Below are 26,961 nucleotides of genomic sequence, written 5' to 3' on the forward strand. Positions count from 1 at the left end.
GCCGCAGCCGCTCGGGACGGCAGCCCGTGCTGTCAGTGCGGCAATTGCGCGGTCTGGCTGACGAGCGGCCCGTCGCTTTCCTGCGGCGGGCTCACGGGTTCGTCCGCCACCATCCGGCCGTGCTCCATCGAAATCTTGCGGTTGCACACGCGCGCCACCAGCTTCGGATCGTGCGACGCCACCACCAGCAACGCAGCCTTGCCCACGAGGCTCTCCAGCCGCTCGGCCGCCTTGATGCTGAACTCGGCGTCGCCCACGCTCAGCCACTCGTCCATGATCAGGATGTCGGCTTCGACGCTGGTCGAGATCGCGAACGCGAGACGCAGCATCATCCCGCTCGAATAGGTGCGCACCGGCAGATTCAGGTAGTCGCCCAGTTCGCTGAAATCGGCGATCTCGTCGATCTTGCTGCGGATGCGCGCCGGCTTCAGGCCGTCGAGAATGCCGCGCAGATAGATGTTCTCGAAACCGGTGGCGTCCGGGTCGAGACCCATCGACACGTCCAGCAGCGACGCGATCTTGCCCTGCACCTTCAGTTCGCCGCGCACCGGCGCATAGACGCCCGACAGCGTACGCAACAGCGTCGTCTTGCCGGAGCCGTTATGACCGATCAGACCGACGCGCTCACCTTCGGTGAAGCTGAAGCTGAGGTCGTCGATCGCCCGGACGATCGCATGGCGGCCTGCATCCTGGCCGATCCGGCCACCCGTCGTCAGATTGAGCACCGCCTTTTTTAGCGAGCGGTGAGAGTTCTCGTAAATCGGAAATTCGACGGAGATGTTACGAGCGACAATGGATGAAGAACTCACAATATCAAAGCCAGTAAGGAACGCGATTACGGAAACGTTTCATCAGGAATTGCGCGAACGCAAAGCCGACGATCAGCAAGCCGATCGACCAGGCCCACGATTCCCAATGGGTCGGACGGTTGGTGAGCGGCGCACGCACCGTTTCGATCAGGTGATACAGCGGGTTGTATTCGGCGACCCACGCGCGGTCTTTCAGAATCTCCGGCGACCACATGACCGGCGTGAAGAAGAACACGACCTGGATCAGATTGGTGACGATCGGCGGAATGTCGCGAAAGCGCGCGCACAGCACGCCGAGCGTCACACCGAGCCACACGCCGTGCAGCAGCAGGATCAGCAGCGCGAACGGCACCAGCACGAATTCCCAGCCGGGCCAGTGGCCGAAGATGAGCAGTAGCACCACGACCACCGGCAGGCTGTGCAGCAGGATCACGAAGTTGCGCCATGCAATCCGGCACACATGGACGGTGAGTGGTAGACGGATCTGCTTGATCAGATACGCGGCACCTATAAAGGCCATGCAGCCTTCATTGGCGACCGAGGCCAGATAGGCCCACACGACCAGCCCCACCGCGAGATACGGCAGATAGTCGGAGATTTCCTGGTGCAACAACGTGGAGTACAGCGCGCCGAGCACGACGACCATGATGACCGTACTCAGCGTGAACCAGAACGGCCCGAGCACCGAGCGGCGATAGCGTTGCCGGATGTCGTGCCAGCCAAGCGTGCCCCACACGCGCACCGATTTCATCCCGACGAGCAGGTCGTCGTTCTCGGTGTGACGCGTCAGATCTTCCGAGTCGTTAGTAAAGCTGATATCCATCTCAAGTACGTCCGTAAATGTCTTCAAAGCGAACGATGTCGTCTTCGCCCAGGTATTCGCCGCTCTGCACTTCGATCATCACGAGCTCGACCACGCCGGGATTTTCGAGGCGATGTTTGTGACCCGCCGGAATATAGGTCGACTGGTTGGTCGACACGAAGAACTCTTTGTCTCCGTTGACGACCTTGGCCATACCGCTCACCACCACCCAATGCTCGTTGCGGTGATGATGCATCTGCAAGCTGAGGCTCGCGCCCGGCTTGACTTCGATGCGTTTGATCTTGAAGCGCGTGCCCTCTTCGAGCACCGAGTACGTGCCCCAGGGGCGATGCACCGTGCGATGCACCTTGTAGGTTTCATGGCCGCGCAACTTCAGTTCGGCGAAAATCTGCTTCACGTCCTGCGCGCGGTTTTTATCTGCGATCAGCAACGCGTCGGGCGTGTCGATCACGATCAGATTGTCGACGCCCACCGCGCCGATCAGCCGCTCGCCGCCGCGCAAATAGCAGTTCTTCACGTCGATCAGCAACGCTTCGCCTTCCACGCGATTACCGCACCCGTCCGCCGGCGACAGGTCGGAGAGCGCGGTCCACGAGCCGACGTCGGTCCAGCCGATGTCGCAACGCACCACCGCCGCGTGTTCGCACTTCTCCATCACCGCGTAGTCGAACGAGAGGTCCGGCACCGCGCCGAAGCTGCCCGGCTCCAGCCGCACCTGCGCGCCGTCCTTGCCGGCGGCGGAGGGTGACTTCTCCATGCAGGCGCTCGCCGCGTCGAGAATGTCCGGACAGTGCTGCCGCATTTCCTTCAGGATCGTGCCCGCAGTGAAGCAGAACATGCCCGAATTCCACACGAACTTGCCCGACGCCAGATATTCGCGAGCCTTCTCGAGCGACGGCTTTTCGACGAAGCGCACGACCTCGTTGCCACTCGCTTCGATGTAGCCGTAACCGGTTTCCGGCGTCTCAGGATGCACGCCGAAGGTCACGACCTTGCCCGCTTGCGCGAGCGTCTGCGCTTCCGCCACGGCCGCCGCGAAGGCAGCCTGGTCGGCGATCAGATGATCGGCGGCGAGCACCAGCATGACGGTTTGATCGCCGTGCACGCTGGCCGTATGCAATGCCGCCGTGGCAACCGCTGCAGCCGTATTGCGGCCGAACGGTTCGAGGATGAACGACGTGGCGTAGCCTTTCGCGTTCACTTCGCGGAAATCGTCTTCAGTCTTGAAGAACAGATCGCGATTGGTTACCGTCAGCACTTCCTTCACGCCAGGCAGCGCCACCGCGCGCAGGAAGGCTTTTTGCAGCAGGCTTTCGCCGTCCGCGAGCCGGATGAACGGCTTCGGGTGCAGTTCGCGCGAGACGGGCCATAGTCTCGACCCCGCCCCGCCACACAGGATGATCGGTAACAAACTCACAGCGTCCTCTCAGTACCGTATTTATTACGCGGCTCGTGGCCGCACCGGTGTTGGATAGTCGGCACGACCCTCGAACCACGCGGGTCGTACGGCCATATGCGCGCCGTGACTGTTCGCGCGCCGTACCCGTCGACGGACCGGCGCGAGTCTCCTTCGTCGAACGATATTCTACCCCCGACCCCTTTCGATATCGTTAGACAGCGTGCGGGTGGCGGTGCGGCAGCGAGCAACAGATCAGGCGCATCGCGTGGCGCATCGCATCACAAAAGCCCATGCCGAAACCGCGCGTCAGGGACGCGCGGCGGGCGACTTCGGAAAACCGTCCGTCAGACACAGCTTCAGCGCGTCGCGCCAATGCGGCGCGGCCAGCCCGAACACACGCGCCAGCTTCTCGTTCGACATTCTTGAGTTGGCGGGACGTGCGGCCGGCGTAGGATAGTCGGCTGCGGGGATCGGCAGCGTGTTCGGCTTGTTCGGCAAGTCGGCGAGTTCGAAGATTGCCGATGCGAAGCCGTGCCACGACGTCGCGTCGCCGGCGCACAGGTGATAGACGCCCGAGCGTTCGCTCCACCACTTCGCGCTGTCTTCGGCGGCGAAGGCCTGGGCGCTCAGGTGCGCGGTCAGCGTGGCGATCGTGTTGCACCAGGTCGGCGCGCCGAACTGGTCGGCGACGACCTTCAGCTCGGGCCGCTCGGCGCCCAGGCGCAGCATGGTGAGCAGAAAATTCTTGCCGCGCGTGCCGTACACCCAGCTCGTGCGCAGCACCAGATGATTGACCCCGGTTGCCGCGATGGCCTGCTCGCCCGCGAGCTTGGTGCGCCCGTAGGCGTTTTGCGGATTGGTCGGGTCATCCTCGACGTAAGCGCCGTCCTTCTCGCCGTTGAACACGTAGTCGGTCGAATAGTGGATCAGCGCCGCGCCCAGCTTCTTCGCTTCTTCGGCGAGCACACCCGGCGCTTCGCCGTTGATGCGCATGGCGAGGTCGAACTCCTGCTCCGCCTTGTCGACCGCGGTATAGGCGGCGGGATTGACGATCAGCGCGGGCCGCACGTCGCGGACTACGGCGCGAATCTGATCGGGATTCGACAGATCCAGCCTCGCCCGGTCCACCGCGACCACGGGGCCGAGCCCTTGCAGCGTTCGCGCGAGCTCGTAACCTACCTGGCCGTTCACACCGGTGACGAGAATCGTCCGCGTGGCATTGTGTGCGCTCATCCGGCCACCCCCTTATGCGTAGACTTCGGCATCGGCCAGACGCTTGCCCGCCGCGTCTTTCGCGGCCAGCAGCGGTTCGAAATCGAACGGCCATTCGATGCCGATCGCCGGATCGTTCCAGACGATGCTGCGCTCGTACTCGGGGAACCAGTAGTCGGTGGTCTTGTAGAGGAACTGCGCGGATTCGGACAGCACCACGAAGCCATGCGCAAAACCGGGCGGCACCCACAATTGCCGCTGGTTTTCCACCGACAGATGCACGCCCACCCACTTGCCGAAATTCGGCGAGCTCTTGCGGATGTCGACGGCCACGTCGAATACTTCACCTTCGACCACGCGCACCAGCTTGCCCTGCGCATTCTGGATCTGGTAATGCAGGCCGCGCAGCACGCCCTTCGCGGAGCGCGAGTGGTTGTCCTGCACGAACTCGACGCCTGCCTGTACCTTCTCGGCAAACTCGATCGCATTGAAGCTCTCGAAGAAAAATCCTCGCGCATCGCCGAACACCTTCGGCTCGATGATCTTGACTTCGGGCAGCGCGGTAGCGGTTACTTGGATGGCCATGCCACTTGGTCCGTAAGAATGTTTTGCAGATACTGTCCGTAGGCGTTCTTGGCGAGCGGTTTGGCGAGCGCCAGCAGTTGCTCGTCGTCGATCCAGCTGCGCCGGTACGCGATCTCTTCCGGACACGCGACCACCAGGCCCTGGCGCTTTTGCAGCGTCGCGATGAACGTGGCCGCCTCGATCAGCGAATCGTGCGTGCCCGTGTCGAGCCACGCATAACCGCGGCCCATGATCTCGACATTGAGCGCGGCATTGGCGAGGTAACGCGAGTTCACGTCGGTGATTTCGAGCTCGCCGCGCGGCGACGGCTTGATGTCCGCCGCGATATCGCAAACCTGCTTGTCGTAGAAGTACAAGCCCGTGACCGCGTAGTTAGAACGCGGTTTGGCCGGCTTCTCCTCGATCGACAACGCGCGAAACTGCTTGTCGAATTCGACCACGCCGTAGCGCTCCGGATCGTGCACGTGATACGCGAACACGGTGGCGCCATCGTCCTGGTTATTCGCGCGTTCGAGTTGCTTCGCGAGATCGTGGCCGTAGAAGATGTTGTCGCCGAGAATCAGCGCCGACGGATCATGGCCCACGAAGTCGCGGCCAATGATGAACGCCTGCGCGAGACCGTCCGGCGAAGGCTGCACCGCATACTGGATGTTCATCCCCCACTGACTGCCGTCGCCGAGCATCGCTTCGAAGCGCGGCGTGTCCTGCGGCGTGGAGATGATCAGCACGTCGCGAATACCCGCCACCATCAGCGTGGACAGCGGGTAGTAGATCATCGGCTTGTCGTAGACCGGCAGCAGTTGCTTGGAGACGACGTGCGTGATCGGATAGAGGCGGGTGCCCGATCCGCCCGCGAGAATAATGCCTTTGCGCGCCATTGCCGTGCCTTTACGCGCGCTGCGCGTAGTTGGTCTCAACCCACTTGCGATATTCGCCCGAGGCGACTTCGTCGGACCAGGCCTGGTTGTCCAGATACCACTGGACCGTCTTCGCGAGCCCGGTCTCGAACGTTTCCGCCGGCTTCCAGCCGAGTTCGCGTTCGAGCTTGCGAGCGTCGATCGCATAGCGGCGGTCGTGGCCCGGACGATCCTTCACATACGTGATCTGATCGCGATACGAAGCGCCCGCCTTCGGACGCAGCTGATCGAGCAGGTCGCACAGCGTGTGCACGACTTCGAGGTTCTTCTTCTCGTTCCAGCCGCCGACGTTGTACGTCTCGCCCGGCGTGCCGCGCGCGAGCACTTCCCGGATCGCGCTGCAATGGTCGCCGACGTACAGCCAGTCGCGCACGTTCTGGCCGTCGCCGTACACCGGCAGCGGCTTGCCGCCGAGCGCGTTGGCGATCATCAGCGGAATCAGTTTTTCGGGGAACTGGTACGGGCCGTAGTTGTTCGAGCAGTTCGTCGTCAGCACCGGCAGGCCATACGTGTGATGGTAGGCGCGCACGAGGTGATCGGAGCCCGCCTTGGTTGCCGAATAAGGACTGTTCGGCGCGTACGGCGTGGTTTCGGAGAATTGCGGATCGGTAGCGGACAGCGAGCCGAACACTTCGTCGGTCGACACGTGCAGGAAGCGGAATGCCGCCTTATCGGATTCGCTGAGCGTGTTCCAGTAGCTGCGGGTGGCTTCGAGCAACGTGAAGGTGCCGACCACGTTGGTCTGCACGAAGTCGGCCGGGCCGTGAATCGAACGATCCACGTGGCTCTCGGCGGCGAAGTGCAAAACGGCACGCGGCTTGTGCTCGGCGAACAGCGCGTCGAGCGCAGCGCGATCGCAGATATCCGCGCGCACGAAGACGTGCCTGGGATTGCCCTGTTGCGACTTGAGCGTGCCAAGGTTGCCAGCGTAGGTCAGCTTGTCTACGTTGAGCACCGCTTCGTCGGAGGCATCGAGCCAGTCGAGCACGAAATTGGCGCCGATAAAACCGGCGCCGCCCGTTACCAGGATCATGAAATTCCCTTCTAGATGTTAGTGGCAGGTCGGAATGGGTTCGCCGGCCTGCTCACCCCATGTGGTGATGTTCCGACTCTGCAGGCGCCCGTTTTCTCCGTCCTTATGCACGCAGACGCTCAGACGCCAATTTTATGATGCCCCGATTATAAAGCCGCCCCCGGCAAAAACTAGCAACCCTAACAACTTGAAACAGCTTGACAAGTTTAGTTGCCATTGACCTGAATTATGAGATTTTTGATGTGGGACGCCTGCGGGAGCCGGTGTTGCAGGCCGCGTCGAGGCGCATGCAGCGATGCCTGCGTGGCGGGAAAGATGGCGCGTCGTGTTGCGCCCGACGAGCGAAGCACAATCAGCGGAAAGCGACCACCGTGCACGCGCCCATGCCCGAAACGGCATGCAGGCGCGTGCACGACGACGCAATAGCAGACTGCAGTCGGCTAGCGATGAGCAACGCAAATAGCGATGCGATCGCTAATCGCGGATGCCGCGCGTTATGCAGCGAGCATCCATCGCAGCGTTTCGATGAACGGAATCGACTCGACCGCCGGCACCAGCGTGCGCAATTTGGCCGGCGAACCGGCCAGCACCTTCACGTCGGTTTTGCGCACGAATGCGGAATTGATGCGAACTTCGATCTCATGCCCGGTCAGCTCGCTGGCCGCCGAAAGAATGCTGCGCAACGTGTAGGGCGTTCCAGTGCAGACGTTGACGGTTTCGGATGCGGTATCGGAATCGAGCAGCGCTTCGTACGCGCTCGCCACGTAACGCACGTCCGAGAAGTCGCGCGCGACGTCGATGTTGCCGAGTTCGATCGACGGCGCGCGGCGCGCGAAATGCTCGACGATCTTCGGCACGAGGAAGTTCGACGCCTGGCCCCGACCGGTGTAGTTGAACGGCCGCACGATCAGGATCGGCAAGCGCTCGAACCACGTGCGCACCATTGCTTCCATGGCCGCCTTGCTGGCCGCATAGTGATTGACCGGCGTGAGCGGAAAGCTTTCGTCGATCGCGTCACCCGTCACGTTGCCGTAGACATTCGCGCTGCTCGCGATCAACACCTTGCGCGGCGTGTGGCCGACGGCGTCGCACGCCTCCAGCAGATTCAGCGTGCCGAGCACGTTGACGCGGTAGAAGTCGAGCGGATCGCTATGGCCCACGAAGCTGATCGCGGCGAGGTGCACAATGTAGTCGGGCCGTGCGGTCTCGATCACGCGCCGGCAGGCCTCCGGCGACGTGATGTCGAGCCTGAGCCGCGTCGGCGTTTCAGGTTCATCGCGGCTGGCCGTCGTTTCGATCACGGTGTGGCCGCGGCCGAGCAGCTTTTCAACCAGATAGCGGCCGGTGAAACCGCTCGCACCGGTGACGAGCGTGCGGATAGGTGGCTTCGCATGGATAGACGACATGCATTCTCCGTTCACGGGGGTCATCCTGTTGTGTTGCAATATCGCGCGCAGTGCACGCGAGGCCGCCTGCTAGCGGCAGCCGACGCGGCCCGGCGCGAAACCGAAGCATCAAACGGGCTATTATGTCACGCTAGCATGTTGCACTGCCCAACGCGGCACGCCTCGTGCGTCACCGCGAGTATCGAACCGCACCGACTCCTTGATGACACCCTCAACCACTTCTACCGCCTCCTCTCATTTGGTCCCCCTGGCTTTCGGCGATCTGCAGGGCTGCCGCAAGCCGTTCCAGCAACTGCTCGCCAAGGCCGCGCCGCCGGCCGGCACGCCGCTGTGGTTCGCAGGCGATCTGATCAACCGGGGCTCCGAATCGCTCGCCACGCTACGCGACGTGATCGCGCTCGGCGAGCGCGCCGTGCCGGTGCTGGGCAATCACGATCTGCATCTGCTGTCGGTGTCGGCGGGGATTCGCAAGTCGAAGAAAGGCGACACGATCGACGAGATCCTCGCCGCGCCCGACGCCGCCGACCTGCTCGAATGGGTGCGCCACCGCCCGCTCGCCTACTTCGAGAATGGCATGCTGATGGTGCATGCGGGCGTCCTGCCGCAATGGGACGTGAACCTGACGCTCGAACTCGCCGACGAGTTGCAGCGCGCGTTGCGCGCACCGAACTGGAAAGAAACGCTCGCCGGTTTGTACGGCAATGAGCCCAATCGCTGGAAGCCTGGCCTCAAGGGCATCGACCGCTTGCGCGTGACGTGCAGCGCGTTGACGCGCATCCGCTTCTGCGATGCCGACGGCGCGATGGATTTCAGCAGCAGCGGCACCTTGAACTCCGCGCCGTCGGGCTGCGTGCCATGGTTCGACGTGCCGTCGCGCAAGACAGCGGACGTGACCGTGGTGTTCGGTCATTGGGCCGCGCTCGGTTTGCTGATGCGTGAGAACCTGATCGGACTCGATTCGGGTTGCGTGTGGGGCGCGAAACTGTCCGCGGTGAGGCTTGCGCAAGATCCCGCACAACGCACGCTGACGCAGGTCGACTGCGAGTCCTGCCGCGTGCCGGGTGGCGGCAACTAGACCTGTGCGAGCCGGTGCGTGGAGAACGCGCCGGAGCGCCAGAGAGAACGCTGAAGCAGACGCCGGCGCAAGTCGCGCGGCCCGGCGTCAAACCCGGCGCTCAAGCCGGCACCCGGCCAGACATCAAGCCGAATGGCCCGACCGGTCGGCGGGCTCGATCATCGCGCCCGTCGCAGCGGACAACGTGGTCTCTTCCGCCACTACCGCCCCCGCTTTAGCGGTGCCTCGCTGCATCTCCCGCAATGCTTCGCCGATGATCGCTTCCGCTTGCGCGGCCAGCGCCCGCCGGTCCGCGCCCGCCGCGAGCGGCTCGCCCACATACACGTGCGCGGTCAGCGGCCCGCCGCGCAACAGCAGGTTCAGCGAATCGGCAAGCGACAGGTCGTCGATATACGCGGGCGCCGTGGACTGCCGGCCCTGCGCGTCTTCATACATGATGCACAGCGGCTGCACGGGCGCCGCCGCCGACACCGCCGCCTGGAACATATTCGCGTGAAACGGCAGCAGCGCGAGCCCGTTGGACGTGGTGCCTTCCGGAAACACGCACATCAGCTCGCCGGCGCTCAGACGGTCCGACAACTCGTGCATGATCCGCTTCGCGTCGCTGCGCTTCTCGCGCTGGATGAACACCGTATCCAGTTGCTGCGCGAGCCAGCCGACCACCGGCCATTGCCGGATCTCCGCCTTCGACACGAACGGCGTGGGCCGCCACGCATTGATCACGTAGATGTCGATCCACGAGATGTGATTGGCGACCACCAGCGCGCCGCGGTCGAGCCGTGCATTGTCGTTATGCACGACGAGCCGCATGCCGCACAGGCGCAGCATTTTCAGCGACCACGCGCGATTGAGCGCGTGGCGCCGTTCAGCGCCGGCGCCGGGAAAACGCGTCGCCACGGTCCACATGCCGTGCAGCAGATGCGCGATCAGACGGGCTTTGCGTAACGCGAGCTTCATGGTCGGAGCGTTCCGTGACTGGACAATGGACCGTGCGTGTTATGAGCGACGCGATGCCGTGGCGATCAACGCTGCTCGAACGCGACGTGACCGGATACGATGGTCGCCCGCACGCGCGCCGGCAGTTCGTAGCCGAGGAACGGCGAGTTGTGCCCCTGGCTCTTCAATGCGCGCGGCTCGACGCGCCAATGCGCGTGACGGTCGAACACGCAGAGGTCGGCCACCGCGCCCACCGCGATGCGGCCGGCCGCATTCAGATCGAGCACGTCGGCCGGCGCCGCCGTGATGCGGTTCAGCGCCTTGGCGAGCGGCACGCCCGCTTCGTCGGCCCATTTCACCGTTAACGACAGGAACAGTTCCAGCCCGGTTGCGCCCGGCGTGGCTTCGGCGAACGGCAGCAGCTTTTCGTCGTCGTCGACTGGCGTGTGGTCGGAGCAGATCGCGTCGATCGTGCCGTCGACGAGACCCGCGCGGATCGCTTCGCGATCGCGCTGCTGACGCAGCGGCGGGTCGAGACGGAACTGCGCGTCGAAGTAACCGATGTCGAGATCGATCAGGTGCACGTGATTCACGGTGACGTCGCACGATACCGGCAAGCCCTCGGCCTTCGCCGCGCGCATGAGCGCAATGCCCGCCGCCGACGACACATGCGACAGATGCACGCGCGCGCCCGTCACGCGCACCAGTTCGAAGATAGTGTGCAGCGCGATCGTTTCCGCCGATACCGGCACGCCCGAGAGCCCGAGCCGCGACGCCAGCGCGCCGCTCGCGGCGACGCCGCCCTTGCCGAGGTAGGCGTCGACCGGACGCAGCCACACGGTGTAGCCGTAAGTCTTCGCGTATTGCAGCGCACGCATCAGCACCTGGGTGTCGACCACCGGCACGTCGGCCTGCGAGAAGCCGATGCAGCCCGCTTCCGTCAGTTCGACCATCTCAGTGATGACCTGCCCCTTCAAGCCGACCGTCAACGCGCCGAGCGGATATACGTGCGCCTGGTTCAGGTTGCGCGCGCGGAACTTGAGCATCTCGACAAGGCCCGGTTCATCGAGCGTCGGGTCGGTGTCCGGCGGACAGACGAGGCTCGTCACGCCGCCCGCGAGCGCCGCGGCCATTTCGGATTCGAGCGTCGCCTTGTGTTCGTAGCCAGGCTCGCGCAAACGCGCGGACAAGTCGACGAGACCCGGCGCGATGTGCAGGCCCTTCGCGTCGATCGTCTTCGCCGCGTGGAAGTCGGCCGGCGCCTGCCCGATGGCGACGATCTTGCCCGCCGCGATAAAAATGTCCTGCTGCTGTTCGGTGCCCGCTGCCGGGTCGATCAGCGTGCCGCCTTGAATATGAATCTTCATGCGCTGCCTTATGTTCAGCTTGGTGGTTCAGCTTGGTGGTTCAGCTTGGTGGTTCAGCTTGATGTTCAGCCAGGTCACGCGTGACTTACCGCGTGGGTCGTACAGTGTGTGGGTACCGGGATAACGGTGTGACTCGATGCCGCCACGCCTGTTGCAGCGTGGCGCCCGAATCTGGCGAACTCAATCGTGATTGCCCGCGACGATGCCCATCACCGCCATGCGCACCGCGATACCGAATGTCACCTGATTCAGAATCACCGATTGCGGACCGTCGGCCACCTGCGAATCGATTTCGACGCCGCGGTTCATCGGACCGGGGTGCATCACGATCGCGTCGGGCGCGGCGAGCGCGAGACGCTCCGGCGTCAGGCCCCAGCTCTTGAAGTACTCCTGCGCCGACGGCAGCAAGGCGCCGCTCATACGCTCGTTCTGCAAGCGCAGCATGATGATCACGTCGACGTCCTTCAGGCCTTCGTCGAGATTGTGGAAGACCCGCACGCCCATCTGTTCAAGGCCGCCCGGCAGCAGCGTGCGCGGACCGATCGCGCGCACTTCCGGCACGCCAAGCGTAGTCAGCGCATGGATGTCCGAACGCGCGACCCGAGAATGCAGAATGTCGCCGACGATCGCCACGCGCAGCTTCGTGAAGTCCTTCTTGTAGTGGCGGATCGTGTACATGTCGAGCAGACCCTGGGTCGGGTGGGCGTGACGGCCGTCGCCGGCATTGATCACGTGCACGTGCGGCGCGCAGTGCTGGGCGATCAGGTAAGGCGCGCCGCTCGATGCATGGCGTACGACGAACATGTCGGCATGCATCGCCGACAGGTTGTTGATCGTATCGAGCAACGACTCGCCCTTGCTGGTCGACGACGCGTTGATGTTCAGATTCAGCACGTCCGCCGACAGACGCGTCGCGGCAATTTCGAAGGTGGTGCGGGTGCGCGTCGAGTTCTCGAAAAACAGGTTGAACACCGACTTGCCGCGCAACAGCGGCACCTTCTTCACTTCACGGTCGGTCACGCTGACGAACTGGTCGGCGGTGTCGAGAATCTGGTTGACGATCGCCTTCGGCAAACCCTCGATCGACAACAGATGTTTGAGCTCGCCGTTTTTCGTGAGCTGCGGGTTGCCCTTCAGGAAGCCATAGCGGAAGCGCTCGCTGGCGCTGTCGGCGGAATCCTGCGGGGCCTGGGTGGCGGTGTTCATGGTGTACCTGCTTCAAATACGGGGCTTCAACGTGATCGATGTCGATGCTGGCTGCGTGTGACGATTTAGCGCCGGCTTTCGCGCGCCATGCGGCGGCGGCCGGCTTCGGATTCTTTTTGGCGTGGTTTGCCCGATGCGTGACGCGACATGCGGCCGGTTGCGGCGCCGCGCACGGTGTCGCAACCGGTTCAATCGACGCGTGCTTCAGTGTGAAAAGTGAAACGCGGTGCGCCCGCTTCGCCGTTCTCTTCGCGGGCCAGCACGAGCGTGGCGTCGGCGGGCACGTTCACCACGCCGCCGACGAAGCGCGCCGCCACCGGCAACTCGCGCCCGCCGCGATCGGCGAGCACCGCCAGTTCGACCGACGCCGGACGGCCATAGTCGTACAGTTCATTGAGCGCTGCGCGAATCGTGCGGCCGGTGTACAGCACGTCGTCGACCAGCACGATGCGCGCGCCGTCGACCGAAAACGGCAGCGAGGTTGGGCTCGCCTGCGAATGCAGGCCTTTTTTCGCGTAGTCGTCGCGATGCAGCGCGACGTTCACCACGCCGAAGCTCGGCAGGTTCAGGTCGCGCGCGAGCCGCTCGGCAAGCCACGCGCCGCCGCTGTAAATGCCGGCCAGCACGAAGCCGGGCTGATCGCCGTACACCGCGCGAATCTGGTCGAGCAACGCGCGATAAAGCGCTTCGGCGTCAATGGAGCTCATGATCGTCGGAAAGTCCGTCTAGATATTGCTGGAGGATGATGCTGGCGGCTTCGGCGTCGAGCATATCGGCGCGGCCTTTGCCGGCGCGGATTTCCGCTTTCGCCTCGACCGACGAATAGCGCTCGTCGATCCACGTCACCGGCAGATTGAAGCGGCCGTTCAGCTGATTGCCGAAGCGCTTCGCGAGTTGAGTCATTTCGTGGGGCGTGCCGTCCGGGTGCATCGGCAAGCCGACTACCAGCGCGTCAGGCCGCCACTCGGCGATCAGCTTGCCGACTTCTTCGAAGCGGTATTCGCGGCTGCGGTTCTGCACGATGACGAGGGGACGCGCACTGCGCGTCAGCGAATTGCCGACCGCCACGCCGATGCGTTTTTCACCGTAGTCGAACGCAAGCAGCGTCGCCTCACGTCCGGCCGGCAGGTTCATGCGTGGCCCGCCTCGCCCGAGAGCATCGACAGCGAAATGCCGAGCAGCGCGAGCGCGGCTTCGAGACGCTCTTCGGCAGGCACGTCGAAGATGATTTTCGGGTCGGCTTCGACCGTCAGCCAGCCGTTCTTCGAGATCTCTTCTTCGAGCTGACCCGCGCCCCAGCCGGCGTGGCCGAGCGTGAGCAGGAAACGTTCCGGACCGGTGCCGCTTGCAACGGCTTCGAGCACGTCTTTCGAGGTGGTCATTTCCAGACCGCCCGGCACCGACATCGACGAGGTGTACGCGTTGCCGTCTTTCGGATCGTGCAGCACGAAGCCGCGCTCGGTTTGCACCGGGCCGCCGAAATACACGGGCACATGGAGAAGGGGTTCGATTTCGAGCTTGAGGTCGATGCGATTGAAGAGCGCTTCGAGGTCGATGTCGGTCGGCCGGTTGATCACGAGGCCGAGCGCGCCGCGCTCACTGTGATCGCAAAGGTAGACCACCGTTCCCGAAAACGTCGGATCGGCCATGTTCGGCATGGCGATCAGGAACTGGTTGGTCAGATTGATGCGATCGGTACTCTTGGACATAGTTCGGATTTTAGCAAAGACGATGCAGGATGGCGGGCTTTGAGCGTGGAACCGCGATGCGTGTCATGAAACATGCCGCGAGCCATCGACGACGAATCAAGTTGCACTCTATCACGCACGCGGGCCTGAGCCACGGTGTGGGTGAGGCATGTGGGCGGTATGGGGCGGGGTTTTGACCTGGCGGGGGTGGCAGGGTCGCGGGAACGTGAGGTTCGGACAAGGAACCGGCCCCAACAGCAACTCACCCACCGCCCTGCTCGATCGCACGCGTCAGCGTGGCGAGCGTCGTCTGCGTGAGGCCGCCGCCCGGTGGCACGACGCCCGCGGCGACCTTGTGCAGCGTCGCGCGCAGCGCTTCGGCCGCCTGTTCGAGCGTGCCGGCCGCTGGCGCGCCGACGATCACATGCGCACGAACCGCCGGCGTCGACACCCCCGCGTGCGCACGCCGGCGCCACGCGAGCCCGAGCGCATCGGCCAGCAGCGCCACGTGGCCGAGACCCAGCGCGCACGCGGCGGAACCGAGCCGGTAGGCGGCATCGCCAGCCTGCAGCGCTTCGCTGGGATCGGCCTTCTCCGGCTGATCGGCCGCGCGGGCGTGCTCGGTCAATGCGGCGATCGACGCGTCGGCCGTCTGCAGGAAATCTTCGTAGGCGTTTGCGTTGACCGTCAGCACGCCCAGATCGCGGGTCAGCGAGACGCGCGCCGCGCTGATCGACTGCGCCTCGAGCGCGCCCGCTTCCCAGAGCATTTCGGACGACTGGGTGCCCGCCACGTGCCAGTCGACGGTCAGGCCGTAGTCGTGCAAGACCTCGACCTGATCGGCATCTTCCGCCGCGGCGCCGAACAACGCGTAGTCGCGCCACAGGAGCGCCAGGGTCGCGCGCACCAGCGAGTGCGGTGCACGTTCGACGCCGCGCGCGTGGTCGGCCAGTGCCAGATTGCAGCGCGCGTAGAAGCGCCGCGCCTCGGTTTCGCCGGTCGCGTGGCCGCCGACCCGCAGGGCCTTCGCGCAGGCTTTGGCGAGACGCCAGAAGTCGTAGGGGTCCGGGCCGGCGAGCTCGGTGAAAACCGCGTCCAGTTCGTCGAGGGCCGCGTTGGTGACGGCCAGCACCGCCGCGCTGCCCGTGTCGGCCTGCGAGCGGAGCACCGGCAGCAGCGCGCGCTCGTAGCGCGCGCGCAGATGGGCCAACTGATCGGCGGACTGCGCGTGCAGCGACGCCGGCGGCACCGGACGCGCGCTCAGCGCGAGATCTTCGAAAGCGACGGTGGAACCGGGCGTGTGCTCGGACAGATGCGCACAAAGCGCGCGGTAATGATCGAACAGCTTGGGCGAGCAGCACAGCTCGCGCAGATTGTGGCGCTCGAGCGCGGCGCGAAAGTCGCGCAATGCCGCACCGAACACGGGCCGCGCGCTGTAGGCGTCGGACGGATCGCCCGCTGTGAGCGGCGAAAGCCGCACCAGCGCATCCGCGAAACGCTGTGCGCTGAGCCAGCCGGCGCCACGCAGCGCCTGCGACGCACGCAGCAGCGCCGACGCGCTCTCGTGATTCTGTTCGAATGCCAACGACGCTTCGGCCAGCGCCAGCTCCGCGGGCCGGACAGCACCGCCGCGGGGATTGGGCAAAGCGTCGAAGGAAACGGGTGCAGCGGATCGAAGAGTCATGGGCAGGCGACACGAAGCTGACGGGCCGTCGCTTCACGCTGCGCGCAGACTGATCGGCTAACGCGCGAGCCGGCGACAGGACAATGACAGACTACCGTTGCGACACGGCACAGTCGACGATGTTCCGCGCCGACGCGGTGGGGCAGGATTAAGGGCGCCGACGGTGCAGCAGCGGGCAAACACGCCGCGGGCCCCGGCCGGCCAATGCCGGCTACCCGACCGATTTCAGATCTGGACCATTTCGAAGTCTTCTTTGCGCGCGCCGCATTCCGGGCAGGTCCAATTGATGGGAACGTCCTCCCAGCGCGTGCCCGGCGCAATGCCTTCGTCCGGCAAACCGGCTTCTTCGTCGTAAATCCAGCCGCAAATCAGGCACATCCAGCTTTGATATTCCATTCTTGTGTCGCGTCGTAGAGTCCGTGGAAACGGGAGCCATGATGGTACCGTGTTGCCGCCCCAATGCCTAGCAATCAGAAACGCGGAGTCGCCGCGTGCGGCGGCACCCCTCTGGCATTGCGCGTGCCAGTTGCGACGGTACGCGCGGCGTACCGCCAGACGAGCAGCCGCCCGCTGACGGCATCCGGCTCGCGCGTGCAAAAAAACGCCCCCGCAACGGATTAGGCCGCATAATTGAGCCGATTGCGCACCTCCCGCGCCAAAATCCTGCACCTTTTTGTCAATCTTCATGCCCAGCGACACGCCTCCGATCGTCCTCACCTTCGGCCTTTCCGACCCCACCGGCGGCTCCGGCCTGCAAGCCGACCTGATGACCCTTGCCAGCATGGGCTGCCACGGCGTTTCCGTGCTCACGGGCTACACCGTGCGCGATTCGGCGAGCTGCGACGAAGTCACCGGGCTCGACCCCGAAGTCGTCGCGACCCAGGCGCGGATGCTGCTCGAAGACATGCCGATCGCCGCGTTCAAGGTCGGCGCCTGCACGCGCGCGGAAGTGGTGAGCGCGATTGCCGAAGTCGTCGCCGATTACGACGACATTCCGCTGATTCTCGCCCCCGACTTCACACTCGACGACGAGCACGTGCTCGCCGCCGACGAACTGCGCGAAGCGATCGCCGATCTGCTCGCGCCGCAAACCACCCTGCTGGTCGCCGATTCGGCCACGCTCCTCGCGCTCGCCCAGCCGGACGGCGACGCCGAAGCGCCGAGTCTGGACGCCGCGATCTCGCATCTGCTGTCGCAAGGCTGCGAATACATTCTGTCGACGGAAACCGGCACGCACCGGCTCGTCAATACGCTCTTCAGCGAAGACGGCCAGTTGCGCCAGGACATGTGGGACCGTGGCAGCCATCGGATCATGGGCCTCACGGACACGCTCGGGTCGGCGATCGCGGCACTGCTGGCCAATGGCCAGGAACCTGCGGAAGCGGTGCGCGAGGCGCAGGAGTATCTGTATCAGGCGGTGCGCAACGCGTTTCGGCCTGGCATGGGCGCGTATATGCCGGACCGTTTCTTCTGGGCGCGCAGCAGCGACGACGAAGCGCCACCGACCGCCGGCAAAGACGCCGCGCCGGATGAAGCGCGGCACTGACTGCTCACGCGCGGTGGAAACCGCATGTATCAAACCCGCATTTATGCGGGTTTTTTTATTTCCGGCCCCGCCTTATCGATTTAGCATAAATTCTGCTTGCACGGCATTACGGTGCGCTGTATCGCGTAATTAAACGTTACAACGTGGTCGTAGGCGCCACGCTAGACTTGACGATTCACGAACTTGACATATGTCTCCATATGCCCTTTCCGATTTTTTTCATCCATCCTCCCAAAAGCGGCGGTTCCACCGTCATTTCATTTTTCGATCTGAATGTGGGTAAAGACCGGTTCGCGAATTTCGTGTGGGATCGGGAAGGTTGGGGAAGCTGCCGCGCCAAACTGCTGGAAAGCGGGATCGGCGGCGGCCATCACCCGTATGGCATGCACCGGACAATCAAGCATCCGGTGCGCTACTGCACCATTCTGCGCGACCCGCTCGCGCGCCAGATATCGCACTACTGGTATGCCGCGAGTGGCAAGAACGGCGAAGTGAAGCGAGGGGTGAGCGTGTCGATGCCCGAGGCCCTCGTCCAGCAAGGCGCGATGTCCCTCGACGAATGGGTCGGTGAATCGCTTGCCGGGAAGAATCTGTTTGTCCAGATGCTGAGCGGTCATTCCGTGCTCAACGAAAGCAGCCTTGCGGCCGCGCAAAGCCATCTTCGCCAGCACATCGGCACGGTCGGCCTCTGCGAGAACATGAGCGAATTTCTGCTCCGGCTCGCCGGTATGAACGGATTGAAATTACCGTTCTATTTCGAAACCAATAGAACGATCGGCACGCCGAAAGGCAACAGCCCTTTAAGCGATGCAGCCAGACAAAAGTTTCTGGAAGACAATCGCCTCGATTACGAACTTTTTCACGACGCCAAACGGCTGATCCAAAGCCAGGTGGATGAAGGGGGCGACGTCTTTTCGAATGCGCTGGAGCTGGTCCAGGTTATTCAGAAGGAAATCAATCGGCTTGAAAACCCGCACATCTACAGTTCGATGGTTTTCGGCTTCGACGAAGCGTTCCTCGCCAAAGTCGAGAGCGTCATCCGCCGATTCGACCTCGCGCCGATCAATGCCTACCTGGAGTTCGCGCAAAGCCGCCAGCCCGTTCTCGCAGACATGTTCGAAGGTTTCGTCGACACGGTTTACAACGGCGCCGTGACGGGCTGGGCCGTCAATCTCAGCCGGCCGGAAGAAAAAGTGCCGCTCGAGGTCCGGGTGGGCGACGAGGTCGTCGCGAGAGGCTGGAGCGGCGAGTCGCGCCCCGACGTGGCTGGCGCAGGCTACCCGAGCGCCCACAGCGGATTCTCCATTCCGCTGCCGGCCCATCTCCAGGGCGGCTTTCACGTTGCAATCGCAAATTCGCCCGAGAGCCTGAACAACGCGGGAATCTGGCAACAAGGCTGGCACTGCGCCTGAGCGCCGAGGAACTCACCATGGAACAGCCCCACACTTTCGTGCAGCGTTGCCACGGCGCGATCGGCACTCAGGACCGGATGCGCATCTTTCGTCAAAGACCGGTCACGGTCTGGCTCACCGGTTTATCCGGAGCGGGCAAGTCCACGATCGCCTTCGAACTGGAACGGCAACTCGTCGGCTTGGGCCATGCCTGCTACGTGCTCGACGGCGACAACGTGCGCCACGGCCTGGCTCGCGATCTCGGCTTCGACAGGAAAGATCGACACGAAAATATCCGCCGCGTGGCGCATGTAGCCCAACTGATGAACGATGCGGGCCTCATTGTCATCACCGCGCTCATCTCGCCGATGCGTGAAGACCGGGCGATGGCGCGCGACATTATCGGGCGCGACAAATTTATCGAGACCTATCTCTCCGCGCCGCTCGACACTTGCGCACGACGCGATCCGAAAGGTCTCTATGCGAAAGCCTTGTCCGGCGAAATCAGTTCGTTTACCGGCGTATCGGCCCCTTATGAAGCCCCGGACGACCCCGAGCTTCGCATCGATACGGCCGCTCTGACGCCAGGAGAAAGCGTCGCACGCATATTCGCCCACTTGCGTGAGAACTCGCTGGCGACTGCGGGCCAGGAAGCGGGCGCGTAACGACGCAAGCGCCACCCGCTTTCACTCGTCTCAAAAAAAAACCCGCATTTCTGCGGGTTTTTTCTTTTGAGAAGCACGCCTTGCGACGTACTTCCCCATGCACTTCCAACCGGGCCTCGCAAGGAGGCCCAAGCGGAATTACATGTCCATGCCCATGCCGCCCATGCCGCCGGGCATACCGCCAGGCATCGGTGCATCTTCCTTCGGCAGTTCGCAAACAGCCGCGTCGGTCGTCAGCAGGAGACCAGCAACCGATGCTGCATTTTGCAGCGCCGTGCGCGTCACCTTCGTCGGATCCACGACACCTGCGTCAACCAGGTCGACGTACTCGCCGGTTGCTGCGTTGTAGCCGTAGTTGCCTTGGCCAGCAGCAACCGCTGCCACCACGACGCTGGCTTCTTCGCCACCGTTCGTGACGATCTGGCGCAGCGGCTCTTCCATCGCGCGCAGCACGATCTTGATACCTGCGTCCTGATCGGCGTTAGCGCCCTTCAGGCCGGCGATTGCCGTACGTGCACGGATCAGCGCGACGCCGCCGCCAGCCACGATGCCTTCTTCCACAGCTGCGCGCGTTGCGTGCAGTGCGTCTTCGACACGTGCCTTCTTTTCCTTCATTTCGACTTCGGTCGCAGCGCCGACCTTGATCACTGCAACGCCGCCTGCTAGCTTGGCAACGCGCTCTTGCAGCTTTTCACGGTCGTAGTCCGACGTTGCTTCTTCGATTTGCGTGCGAACTTGCTTCACACGTGCTTCGATGTTGGCAGCTTCGCCAGCGCCGTCGATGATCGTCGTGTTTTCCTTGCCCACTTCGATACGCTTTGCCTGGCCCAGTTCAGCCAGCGTTGCCTTCTCGAGCGTCAGGCCGGTTTCTTCAGCGATGACCTGACCGCCGGTCAGGATCGCGATGTCTTCCAGCATCGCCTTACGACGATCGCCGAAGCCCGGAGCCTTCACAGCAACGGTCTTCAGGATGCCGCGGATGTTGTTCACCACCAGCGTTGCCAGTGCTTCGCCTTCGACGTCTTCAGCGATGATCAGCAGCGGACGGCCAGCCTTCGCGACTTGCTCGAGTACCGGCAGCAGATCACGGATGTTCGACACCTTCTTGTCGTGCAGCAGCACGAACGGGTTTTCGAGCACAGCAACTTGCTTGTCCGGGTTGTTGATGAAGTACGGCGACAGGTAGCCGCGGTCGAATTGCATACCTTCGACAACGTCCAGCTCGTCTTGCAGCGACTTGCCGTCTTCAACGGTGATGACGCCTTCCTTGCCGACCTTGTCCATCGCTTCAGCGATACGGTCGCCGATCGACGAGTCGCTGTTGGCCGAAATCGAGCCGACTTGCGCGATTTCCTTGTTGGTCGTGCACGGCTTGCTGATCTTGCGCAGTTCTTCGATCGCTGCGAACACAGCCTTGTCGATACCGCGCTTCAGGTCCATCGGGTTCATGCCCGATGCGACATACTTCATGCCTTCGCGGACGATCGACTGAGCCAGAACCGTTGCGGTCGTGGTGCCGTCACCTGCGTTGTCGCTGGTCTTGGAAGCGACTTCCTTGACCATTTGCGCGCCCATGTTCTGGAGCTTGTCTTTCAGTTCGATCTCTTTTGCGACCGACACACCGTCCTTGGTGACCGTCGGGCCGCCGAAGCTGCGTTCCAGGACAACGTTGCGGCCCTTCGGACCCAGCGTGACCTTCACAGCGTTCGCGAGAATGTTCACGCCTTCGACCATCTTGGCACGGGCGGAATCACCGAATACGACGTCTTTAGCTGCCATCTTCTAACTCCTTGAATTCTTTGGATATGACCGGGAAAAGTAGCGGCTTTGCGCTTACTTCTGCACCACGGCCATGATGTCTTCTTCGCGCATCACGAGCAGTTCGTTGCCGTCGACCTTGACGGTCTGGCCTGCGTACTTGCCGAACAGGACACGGTCACCAACCTTCACGTCGAGCGCGATTTGTGCACCCTTGTCGTCACGCTTGCCCGGGCCGACTGCGAGGATTTCGCCTTGATCCGGCTTTTCCGCTGCGGCTTCGGGGATCACGATGCCCGACGCGGTCTTGGTTTCTTGATCCAGACGTTTGACGATCACGCGATCATGCAAAGGACGAAGGTTCATACATACTCCTCTCTTGATTGAGACTGAAGAACGCTGAGAAAACCCGGTTGGCCTAGCCAACCGGCGATGTTGTTAGCACTCTCGTGCAGCGAGTGCTAATTATATGGATGGGTGGTGACAAATTCAAGAAGGGATGGCGCGGCATTGGCGAGATTCATGTCGAGACTCGCTTAACTTTGAAGGTTGTTCACTTGAGTCTGAACTCGCGATCCGTATCCGGACGCCGCAGTGAGGCGCACCTCCCATAAAAAACAACCACTTAGGTATGAAATCCCTGTTTTTACGGGGTGACACGTGCAGCACGACACCCAAGCGTTTTGGGCAGCATCCATTCGCAAATCTTGGGGATCAACTCTTTGCGATCAGTATTCACTCAAGGGTAAACACTGGAGTGATCTTACCGTTAGGCACGCTGGGTAGGTCGAAACATGATGCGAGCGGCGGCCACTATCCTATCGCTCACTGCGTCCGGCGGCTTCGGATTCAGTGGCTCGATCAGTTCATCGAGCCATCCGACAAAGGCAGCGCAAAGGTAACAGCGCATCGACCTTGATCGCCATCTTTTCTTTCCGCCGAGTCCAACATCCTGTGAATTGACTTGCATCCTGGCCAAATACTGTATAAATTCACAGTACTGTTTTTATATACAGGATCGGTCATGAACCAACTCATCCGCATCTTGAACGACGGTGATCGCGAAACGCTTGCGTGGTTGCGCAAGCATGTCGGAGACGTGCGCGTGGCTGCTGCTGCGCGACATCTCGGAGGCAACGGCAAACCGTACCTGTCCGCGGTGTGCCGCTATCTTGGCGTACGTCCGCCAACGCCTCATCAACATAGCCGGCCCGTTGAAGACTGCACGGTCGGCGACAACTATCTTGCCCAGATCCGCCAGTTGTTGGCACAGCGAAACCAAATGTTGTTGAAGCGTCAACTTTGATGCTGCGAGTTACCGCAAGCCCTCAGGAAAATAACGGCATGACTAACGGCTCTGCTCTTGATATGGATGTCCACGACATCAATCCTGTCGCCTTCGAACGCGCCCTCCGCAGCGCGTCGCTCGACCTCCAGCAGATCGTTGCCACGGTCGCAGGTCGTTACCTCGACAGCGGCCGTCGCCGTTACTCGAGTGACGCGCGATTGCCGACCTGGCGCACGCTGCTGACAATCGACGAACAGGTCTTTGAAAATCGGGGCTTCCGGTCGAGGCACAACGAGACCGTACGCGCGACGTTTGTCCGGTTTGAGGACAGTCGTTTGTCCGGGATGGATCTGGACGAACCCGTCGACTGGCGACGTGACGACGACAACTTGCCTGCCGTGTACCTGCTCGTGCGCGCAGTGGTACAGGCCGAATCTACCGATGTGGCCACTCAGGACTAATGCGCCAATATCGGCCGTTGGCCGAGCTTTGTTCGCTCAGGTTTGCCCCGGCGTTGCAGAAGACAGGGAGGGCAGTGGAATAATTTCCCTCAAAAACAGCGACCTGCCAGGATTTGCCCGCCCGTTTCAAGTCGGGCCTGCGGATCCGCGAACGGCTGCGCGGCGGGGACATACGCCGAACTATCTGCGGATGACCAATGACGAGGGAACACCTTTGGCGCGGAAATAGCGGCGAAAAATGCAATCCCGCCTCGGGCGAGTCGATCGCCGGCTCTGTCGGCGCAGCCGCCACTTTCAGAGGCCCGTTCTGAAAACTGCTGCAGAACAAATTTTCGAGTCGCCGCCGCGCCCACGAAACGAAGTCGGTCTTGCAACCGGGAAAGTAAGTTTTCGTCCTGCCCCCTCGCGCTTACTTACGTCTGAGCATCCACGCCGTTATGCTCTGCGATCCAGGCAAATCAGCTCACAGTCACAACGACCTTCCCGAACCGCGCACATGACACTGCGTGCGGCGTCGGATGCATCTGGTTCGCCAACTAAAAATAAAAAGGCAAGCAACATGTCCATCGCGCCGCCAGCCATCAGATAGGGGAAACGAAAGCGCCGAACGTATAACGAATCGTCTCGCGTGCACGTTCCGTCGTAAATTTCGCCACTGCTGATGAATCTCCGGATGCAATCCGAAATATCCATCTTTAAACGCCACCCGCCCCCGAGCCTGGCGATCAACCTCTATCGACCGTTTCATACGACGGGCCGCCCGGCTCAATGAGTAGTCGATGCAAGCGCGAAATTCGCCGGCTATGCAGAGGGTGCAAGAACCATCAATTCGTTATCCGCCCAAGGAGCGTACGCGATAACACCTGCGCCTGGTGTCGCGTGTCGGCGTCGGCGTCGCCCACCAGCCTGATTGAAATCGCGTCTTCGACAATAGATTCGAAAAGCGTGGAAGAGCACGAAATACGCCGCACGCCGCGCACCTCCTGCGACTCCGCCTGACTTCCCGGTCAGCCTTCACCCGGCGTCGTACTGCGTCTATTCAACCCCATCCAGTGTCGGCATGCCTCGTCCCGCCGTTGACCACCCACGTCGCCTCCCGCTCGAACCCGAACGCGCAATTTGCCGCGCTTTTCACCGTTCGTCTCCTTGCTTGATTTGATCTGCTCAATAGCAAATTCGCTTTCCCGGGACGAGCTCATTCCGGTATCCGTCTATCCGGGTTTCAGCGTGCGCTATCAGACAGAGCCATGACTCCCGTGAGGGGAAGATCACCCTGCGCCAGTGCTTCCATCTAAGGAAGCTCTGCAAAAGTCCCGCATTTTGATGACATTGGGCTTCGATGATTTCCATCACTGAAGAACCGATTGAAAACGGACCGTGTGAACACGCATTCAGTTGGACAGTCCCAACTCGCCTAACACAATCTCGATAACGGGATCAGACATATGAAAGACATCGTGCATATCACGGAAGCCTTCGGAGGGGGGGTTCTGTCGATGCTGACCGAGCTTTCCAACCGCGCCGCAGAAGCGGGGGCGAATGTATCCGTGATTTATTCGTTACGGCGAGAAACGCCTGCAAACTTCGAAAGTCTGTTTCATCCTAAAGTGAAGATGACCCATGTATCGATGTGCAGAGAGATCAGTTTCAAGCAAGACTGGTCGAGCCTGCTCGCGCTAGTTCATAATTTACGCGATCGCAACCCGCAGGTCATCCACCTTCACTCGTCGAAAGCAGGTGTTCTCGGACGAGCCGCAGCCAAAATAGCGTCCCCTCACGCCAAAGTATTTTATTCACCGCACGGCCCGGCCTTTCTCCGGCGTGATGTATCGCGTGCGAAGCAGTACACCTATTTGAGCTTTGAACGTCTCGCCAACTTCATTGGCGGAACGATCGTTGCATGTTCACGTAGTGAACTTCATGAAATCAAAGGCCGGGTTCACGCGCGCTCGTCGATCCTGATCGAGAACGGCGTCGATACGAATGAGATCCCCCAGCGTTGCAAACGAAGTGACGACAAGGTGGTGATCGGCATGACGGGCCGCGCTTCGTTCCAGAAGAACCACGAAGTGTTCCTCAAGCTGGCGAACGAATTCCGCGATCCCGCCGTGAGCTTTGTGTGGATCGGTGGGACCGAAGAAGAAGTGCCGGACGCTTACCGCAGCGACGCCGTCACATGCAGCGGCTGGGTCACCCGTGCGCGTGCATTGGAGCTGATGTCACAGCTTGACGTCTATGTTCAGACGTCACGCTGGGAGGGAATGCCGATGGCGCTAATCGAAGCTCAAGTCGCGGGTATCCCCGCGGTTGTGACCAACGTTGTGGGCAATCGCGACATTGTCATTCATTGCGTTACCGGCTTTGTGGCGTCCAACGACGAAGAGTTGGCGAAATATCTCGCACTGCTGCGCGACAACCCGACACTTCGTCAGCAAATGGGCGCCGCAGCGAGAAAGCGGGCTATGGAGCGCTTTTCAATGGACCTGATCTTTCGCGAATGGCAACTGCTTTATGGCCTGGCCGACGAGCGCAATACCCGCAATGAGCCGTTGATCGTTGACATCGCTCATCCTTATGACGTCAATAGTTAACCGGAGATCACGGTTGAAAAACATGCAACCTGCCGCACCCTCATTCATCTACAACGGTCGATTCGCTACTCAGAAGACGACCGGGGTACAGCGCGTGGCGCGTGAACTGATCGCTGCGCTTGGACATCTGCCGGACAATGGTGGCGTTACCGTCGTGGTTCCACCGCAGCCGGAACTGCAGTCCGTGGATGGTACCCATTTAGTCAAAATCGGCTTTGGAAAAGGCGTGTTCTGGGAACAACTCGTTCTTCCCGTATTTGCGGGCCGCCACCGGATTGTCAATCTCAGCAACTCGGCCTCGATCTTTCGTCTGAATCAGGTCATCTACATGCACGACGCGGCGGTATTCGATGTGCCGGCGCACTTCTCGCGGCGCTTTCGCGCATGGTACCGATTCATGTTCTGGATTCTGGCGCGAACGTCGAGTTGCGTGGTGACCAATTCGGATTTCTCGCGGCAGCGGCTCGCGCACCATTGCGCTGTGCCCGCTGAGCGCATCAGTGTCGTTCCGCTTGGGGCGGATCACCTGGATGCGATCACGCCCGACGCAAGCGTCCTGCAAGAACACGGCCTGGTATCGAAGCGTTTCGTCCTTGCGGTCAGCAACATGAACCCCACCAAGAACTTCGGCCGCATTCTCGAATCCTTCCGCCAGCTCAACGATCCTTCGATTGATCTGGTCATTGTCGGCATGAAGAACGCGAGCGTGTTCGGAGACGTTCAGGACATGCGAGCCATCGCGCCCAACATCAAAGCCGTGGGGTATCTCAACGACCAGAAGCTGAAGGCCCTGTATCAGCATGCGCACTGTTTCGTTTATCCATCTATTTACGAAGGATTTGGCATTCCACCGCTCGAGGCGATGCGCTGCGGCTGCCCGGTCATCGTGGGCCGCTCGTCGGCATTGCCGGAAACTTGTGGCGACGCAGCGCTCTATTGCGACCCCTACTCATCAGAAGATCTTGCAGACAAGATGCGCACGCTGCTCCGCATGCCCGACATCAGATCGGCGATGATCGAGCGTGGCTATTCGCACGCAGCCAGGTTCCGCTGGGACACCAGCGCCGAGATGCTCCGGCAAGTCATCAATCGATCCTGGCGAAACACATAACAGCGCTTCG

26 protein-coding genes are annotated in these 26,961 nt (G+C 62.1%); 8 read left to right on the top strand and 18 right to left on the bottom strand.

Translation table 11 applies throughout. The features are described 5' to 3' along the window. Nucleotides 1-32: 32 nt before the first annotated feature. From PQQ53_RS16385 to PQQ53_RS16420, 8 genes are all read right to left on the bottom strand, one after another. Nucleotides 33-809 (bottom strand): ABC transporter ATP-binding protein, encoded by a 777-nt coding sequence (locus PQQ53_RS16385; protein WP_121316686.1) that lies wholly within the window; start codon nucleotides 807-809, stop codon nucleotides 33-35. Between the two features lie 4 nt (nucleotides 810-813). After that, complete coding sequence (locus tag PQQ53_RS16390) at nucleotides 814-1,632, bottom strand: ABC transporter permease (RefSeq protein ID WP_408324903.1); 819 nt, start codon at nucleotides 1,630-1,632, stop codon at nucleotides 814-816. Nucleotide 1,633: 1 nt separating this feature from the next. Next, nucleotides 1,634-3,049: a mannose-1-phosphate guanylyltransferase/mannose-6-phosphate isomerase gene (locus tag PQQ53_RS16395; RefSeq protein ID WP_408324905.1), complete on the bottom strand. Its 1,416-nt coding sequence runs from the start codon at nucleotides 3,047-3,049 to the stop codon at nucleotides 1,634-1,636. Between the two features lie 288 nt (nucleotides 3,050-3,337). Beyond that, nucleotides 3,338-4,264: a dTDP-4-dehydrorhamnose reductase gene (rfbD, locus tag PQQ53_RS16400; protein WP_408324907.1), complete on the bottom strand. Its 927-nt coding sequence runs from the start codon at nucleotides 4,262-4,264 to the stop codon at nucleotides 3,338-3,340. A 12-nt stretch (nucleotides 4,265-4,276) separates the two neighbouring features. Then, entirely contained in the window at nucleotides 4,277-4,828 is a 552-nt protein-coding gene (gene rfbC, locus PQQ53_RS16405; RefSeq protein ID WP_408324909.1) for a dTDP-4-dehydrorhamnose 3,5-epimerase, read from the bottom strand. Continuing rightward, nucleotides 4,813-5,706, bottom strand: coding sequence for a glucose-1-phosphate thymidylyltransferase RfbA (gene rfbA, locus PQQ53_RS16410; RefSeq protein ID WP_408324911.1), 894 nt, complete (start codon nucleotides 5,704-5,706; stop codon nucleotides 4,813-4,815). The genes rfbC and rfbA overlap by 16 nt, the downstream gene beginning before the upstream one ends. A gap of 10 nt (nucleotides 5,707-5,716) precedes the next feature. Beyond that, nucleotides 5,717-6,778, bottom strand: a complete 1,062-nt coding sequence (gene rfbB / locus PQQ53_RS16415; protein WP_408324913.1) for a dTDP-glucose 4,6-dehydratase — start codon at nucleotides 6,776-6,778, stop codon at nucleotides 5,717-5,719. Between the two features lie 494 nt (nucleotides 6,779-7,272). Next, the gene (locus PQQ53_RS16420; protein ID WP_408324914.1) at nucleotides 7,273-8,184 is read right to left on the bottom strand and encodes a GDP-mannose 4,6-dehydratase; all 912 of its coding nucleotides are present in this window, start codon (nucleotides 8,182-8,184) and stop codon (nucleotides 7,273-7,275) included. Between the two features lie 202 nt (nucleotides 8,185-8,386). Here PQQ53_RS16420 and PQQ53_RS16425 point away from each other — a divergent pair, with 202 nt between their 5' ends. Beyond that, a complete protein-coding gene (locus PQQ53_RS16425) occupies nucleotides 8,387-9,259 on the top strand; it encodes a symmetrical bis(5'-nucleosyl)-tetraphosphatase (RefSeq protein WP_408324916.1) in 873 nt (290 codons plus the stop codon). A gap of 123 nt (nucleotides 9,260-9,382) precedes the next feature. Here the strand turns inward: PQQ53_RS16425 and PQQ53_RS16430 are convergent, their stop codons facing one another. The 8 genes from PQQ53_RS16430 to PQQ53_RS16465 all read right to left on the bottom strand — a co-directional run bounded on the left by PQQ53_RS16430 (nucleotide 9,383) and on the right by PQQ53_RS16465 (nucleotide 16,536). Next, complete coding sequence (locus tag PQQ53_RS16430) at nucleotides 9,383-10,216, bottom strand: lysophospholipid acyltransferase family protein (protein WP_408152940.1); 834 nt, start codon at nucleotides 10,214-10,216, stop codon at nucleotides 9,383-9,385. A 65-nt stretch (nucleotides 10,217-10,281) separates the two neighbouring features. Beyond that, nucleotides 10,282-11,562: a dihydroorotase gene (locus PQQ53_RS16435; protein ID WP_408152941.1), complete on the bottom strand. Its 1,281-nt coding sequence runs from the start codon at nucleotides 11,560-11,562 to the stop codon at nucleotides 10,282-10,284. Nucleotides 11,563-11,742: 180 nt separating this feature from the next. Further along, complete coding sequence (locus PQQ53_RS16440; protein ID WP_121316675.1) at nucleotides 11,743-12,768, bottom strand: aspartate carbamoyltransferase catalytic subunit; 1,026 nt, start codon at nucleotides 12,766-12,768, stop codon at nucleotides 11,743-11,745. A gap of 188 nt (nucleotides 12,769-12,956) precedes the next feature. Beyond that, nucleotides 12,957-13,475, bottom strand: a complete 519-nt coding sequence (gene pyrR, locus PQQ53_RS16445) for a bifunctional pyr operon transcriptional regulator/uracil phosphoribosyltransferase PyrR (protein ID WP_408324918.1) — start codon at nucleotides 13,473-13,475, stop codon at nucleotides 12,957-12,959. Continuing rightward, on the bottom strand, nucleotides 13,462-13,902 hold the full coding sequence (gene ruvX, locus PQQ53_RS16450; protein WP_408144374.1) for a Holliday junction resolvase RuvX: 441 nt from the start codon (nucleotides 13,900-13,902) through the stop codon (nucleotides 13,462-13,464). The genes pyrR and ruvX overlap by 14 nt, the downstream gene beginning before the upstream one ends. Beyond that, nucleotides 13,899-14,477, bottom strand: coding sequence for a YqgE/AlgH family protein (locus tag PQQ53_RS16455; RefSeq protein ID WP_408144372.1), 579 nt, complete (start codon nucleotides 14,475-14,477; stop codon nucleotides 13,899-13,901). The genes ruvX and PQQ53_RS16455 overlap by 4 nt, the downstream gene beginning before the upstream one ends. 241 nt (nucleotides 14,478-14,718) lie before the next feature. Then, nucleotides 14,719-16,140 (bottom strand): FimL-related protein, encoded by a 1,422-nt coding sequence (locus PQQ53_RS16460; RefSeq protein WP_408324919.1) that lies wholly within the window; start codon nucleotides 16,138-16,140, stop codon nucleotides 14,719-14,721. A gap of 225 nt (nucleotides 16,141-16,365) precedes the next feature. Continuing rightward, nucleotides 16,366-16,536 carry a rubredoxin gene (locus PQQ53_RS16465; RefSeq protein ID WP_006047743.1) on the bottom strand — a complete coding sequence of 57 codons (171 nt, stop codon included), beginning with the start codon at nucleotides 16,534-16,536 and terminating at the stop codon, nucleotides 16,366-16,368. Between the two features lie 289 nt (nucleotides 16,537-16,825). Between PQQ53_RS16465 and PQQ53_RS16470 the strand changes: the two genes are divergently transcribed. The 3 genes from PQQ53_RS16470 to cysC all read left to right on the top strand — a co-directional run bounded on the left by PQQ53_RS16470 (nucleotide 16,826) and on the right by cysC (nucleotide 19,742). After that, nucleotides 16,826-17,686 (top strand): hydroxymethylpyrimidine/phosphomethylpyrimidine kinase, encoded by an 861-nt coding sequence (locus tag PQQ53_RS16470; RefSeq protein ID WP_408144369.1) that lies wholly within the window; start codon nucleotides 16,826-16,828, stop codon nucleotides 17,684-17,686. Nucleotides 17,687-17,886: 200 nt separating this feature from the next. Then, nucleotides 17,887-19,098, top strand: a complete 1,212-nt coding sequence (locus PQQ53_RS16475; protein ID WP_408324921.1) for a sulfotransferase family protein — start codon at nucleotides 17,887-17,889, stop codon at nucleotides 19,096-19,098. 17 nt (nucleotides 19,099-19,115) lie between these two features. Then, nucleotides 19,116-19,742 (top strand): adenylyl-sulfate kinase, encoded by a 627-nt coding sequence (cysC, locus tag PQQ53_RS16480; protein ID WP_408152945.1) that lies wholly within the window; start codon nucleotides 19,116-19,118, stop codon nucleotides 19,740-19,742. A gap of 138 nt (nucleotides 19,743-19,880) precedes the next feature. Here cysC and groL read toward each other — a convergent pair whose 3' ends face one another. Both groL and groES read right to left on the bottom strand, forming a co-directional pair. Then, a complete protein-coding gene (groL, locus tag PQQ53_RS16485; RefSeq protein ID WP_408144363.1) occupies nucleotides 19,881-21,521 on the bottom strand; it encodes a chaperonin GroEL in 1,641 nt (546 codons plus the stop codon). Nucleotides 21,522-21,575: 54 nt separating this feature from the next. Further along, a complete protein-coding gene (gene groES, locus PQQ53_RS16490; protein ID WP_007178996.1) occupies nucleotides 21,576-21,866 on the bottom strand; it encodes a co-chaperone GroES in 291 nt (96 codons plus the stop codon). A gap of 658 nt (nucleotides 21,867-22,524) precedes the next feature. On the opposite strand from groES, the gene PQQ53_RS16495 reads away from it, so the two are divergent. The 4 genes from PQQ53_RS16495 to PQQ53_RS16510 all read left to right on the top strand — a co-directional run bounded on the left by PQQ53_RS16495 (nucleotide 22,525) and on the right by PQQ53_RS16510 (nucleotide 26,951). Then, the gene (locus PQQ53_RS16495) at nucleotides 22,525-22,806 is read left to right on the top strand and encodes a CppA family protein (protein ID WP_408144361.1); all 282 of its coding nucleotides are present in this window, start codon (nucleotides 22,525-22,527) and stop codon (nucleotides 22,804-22,806) included. Between the two features lie 38 nt (nucleotides 22,807-22,844). Further along, on the top strand, nucleotides 22,845-23,249 hold the full coding sequence (locus PQQ53_RS16500) for a DUF2471 domain-containing protein (RefSeq protein ID WP_408144359.1): 405 nt from the start codon (nucleotides 22,845-22,847) through the stop codon (nucleotides 23,247-23,249). 1,445 nt (nucleotides 23,250-24,694) lie between these two features. Beyond that, nucleotides 24,695-25,840, top strand: coding sequence for a glycosyltransferase (locus PQQ53_RS16505; RefSeq protein WP_408152948.1), 1,146 nt, complete (start codon nucleotides 24,695-24,697; stop codon nucleotides 25,838-25,840). A gap of 22 nt (nucleotides 25,841-25,862) precedes the next feature. Then, a complete protein-coding gene (locus PQQ53_RS16510) occupies nucleotides 25,863-26,951 on the top strand; it encodes a glycosyltransferase family 4 protein (protein ID WP_408144491.1) in 1,089 nt (362 codons plus the stop codon). Nucleotides 26,952-26,961 lie beyond the last annotated feature (10 nt).

The sequence above is a fragment of the Paraburkholderia strydomiana genome, assembly GCF_046030495.1.
GTDB classification, from domain to species: domain Bacteria; phylum Pseudomonadota; class Gammaproteobacteria; order Burkholderiales; family Burkholderiaceae; genus Paraburkholderia; species Paraburkholderia strydomiana_A.

Excerpts from the sequence above, each read along its gene's own strand:
- pyrR (WP_408324918.1), bottom strand. The coding sequence starts at position 13,475 with ATGAGCTCCATTGACGCCGAAGCGCTTTATCGCGCGTTGCTCGACCAG.
- PQQ53_RS16390 (WP_408324903.1), bottom strand. The coding sequence starts at position 1,632 with ATGGATATCAGCTTTACTAACGACTCGGAAGATCTGACGCGTCACACC.
- PQQ53_RS16455 (WP_408144372.1), bottom strand. The coding sequence starts at position 14,477 with ATGTCCAAGAGTACCGATCGCATCAATCTGACCAACCAGTTCCTGATC.
- rfbD (WP_408324907.1), bottom strand. The coding sequence starts at position 4,264 with ATGAGCGCACACAATGCCACGCGGACGATTCTCGTCACCGGTGTGAAC.
- ruvX (WP_408144374.1), bottom strand. The coding sequence starts at position 13,902 with ATGAACCTGCCGGCCGGACGTGAGGCGACGCTGCTTGCGTTCGACTAC.
- rfbB (WP_408324913.1), bottom strand. The coding sequence starts at position 6,778 with ATGATCCTGGTAACGGGCGGCGCCGGTTTTATCGGCGCCAATTTCGTG.
- PQQ53_RS16430 (WP_408152940.1), bottom strand. The coding sequence starts at position 10,216 with ATGAAGCTCGCGTTACGCAAAGCCCGTCTGATCGCGCATCTGCTGCAC.
- rfbA (WP_408324911.1), bottom strand. The coding sequence starts at position 5,706 with ATGGCGCGCAAAGGCATTATTCTCGCGGGCGGATCGGGCACCCGCCTC.
- PQQ53_RS16425 (WP_408324916.1), top strand. The coding sequence starts at position 8,387 with ATGACACCCTCAACCACTTCTACCGCCTCCTCTCATTTGGTCCCCCTG.
- groES (WP_007178996.1), bottom strand. The coding sequence starts at position 21,866 with ATGAACCTTCGTCCTTTGCATGATCGCGTGATCGTCAAACGTCTGGAT.
- PQQ53_RS16460 (WP_408324919.1), bottom strand. The coding sequence starts at position 16,140 with ATGACTCTTCGATCCGCTGCACCCGTTTCCTTCGACGCTTTGCCCAAT.
- PQQ53_RS16465 (WP_006047743.1), bottom strand. The coding sequence starts at position 16,536 with ATGGAATATCAAAGCTGGATGTGCCTGATTTGCGGCTGGATTTACGAC.
- PQQ53_RS16475 (WP_408324921.1), top strand. The coding sequence starts at position 17,887 with ATGCCCTTTCCGATTTTTTTCATCCATCCTCCCAAAAGCGGCGGTTCC.
- PQQ53_RS16440 (WP_121316675.1), bottom strand. The coding sequence starts at position 12,768 with ATGAACACCGCCACCCAGGCCCCGCAGGATTCCGCCGACAGCGCCAGC.
- PQQ53_RS16495 (WP_408144361.1), top strand. The coding sequence starts at position 22,525 with ATGAACCAACTCATCCGCATCTTGAACGACGGTGATCGCGAAACGCTT.
- PQQ53_RS16470 (WP_408144369.1), top strand. The coding sequence starts at position 16,826 with ATGCCCAGCGACACGCCTCCGATCGTCCTCACCTTCGGCCTTTCCGAC.
- PQQ53_RS16435 (WP_408152941.1), bottom strand. The coding sequence starts at position 11,562 with ATGAAGATTCATATTCAAGGCGGCACGCTGATCGACCCGGCAGCGGGC.
- PQQ53_RS16420 (WP_408324914.1), bottom strand. The coding sequence starts at position 8,184 with ATGTCGTCTATCCATGCGAAGCCACCTATCCGCACGCTCGTCACCGGT.
- PQQ53_RS16505 (WP_408152948.1), top strand. The coding sequence starts at position 24,695 with ATGAAAGACATCGTGCATATCACGGAAGCCTTCGGAGGGGGGGTTCTG.
- PQQ53_RS16510 (WP_408144491.1), top strand. The coding sequence starts at position 25,863 with ATGCAACCTGCCGCACCCTCATTCATCTACAACGGTCGATTCGCTACT.
- cysC (WP_408152945.1), top strand. The coding sequence starts at position 19,116 with ATGGAACAGCCCCACACTTTCGTGCAGCGTTGCCACGGCGCGATCGGC.
- PQQ53_RS16500 (WP_408144359.1), top strand. The coding sequence starts at position 22,845 with ATGACTAACGGCTCTGCTCTTGATATGGATGTCCACGACATCAATCCT.
- rfbC (WP_408324909.1), bottom strand. The coding sequence starts at position 4,828 with ATGGCCATCCAAGTAACCGCTACCGCGCTGCCCGAAGTCAAGATCATC.
- groL (WP_408144363.1), bottom strand. The coding sequence starts at position 21,521 with ATGGCAGCTAAAGACGTCGTATTCGGTGATTCCGCCCGTGCCAAGATG.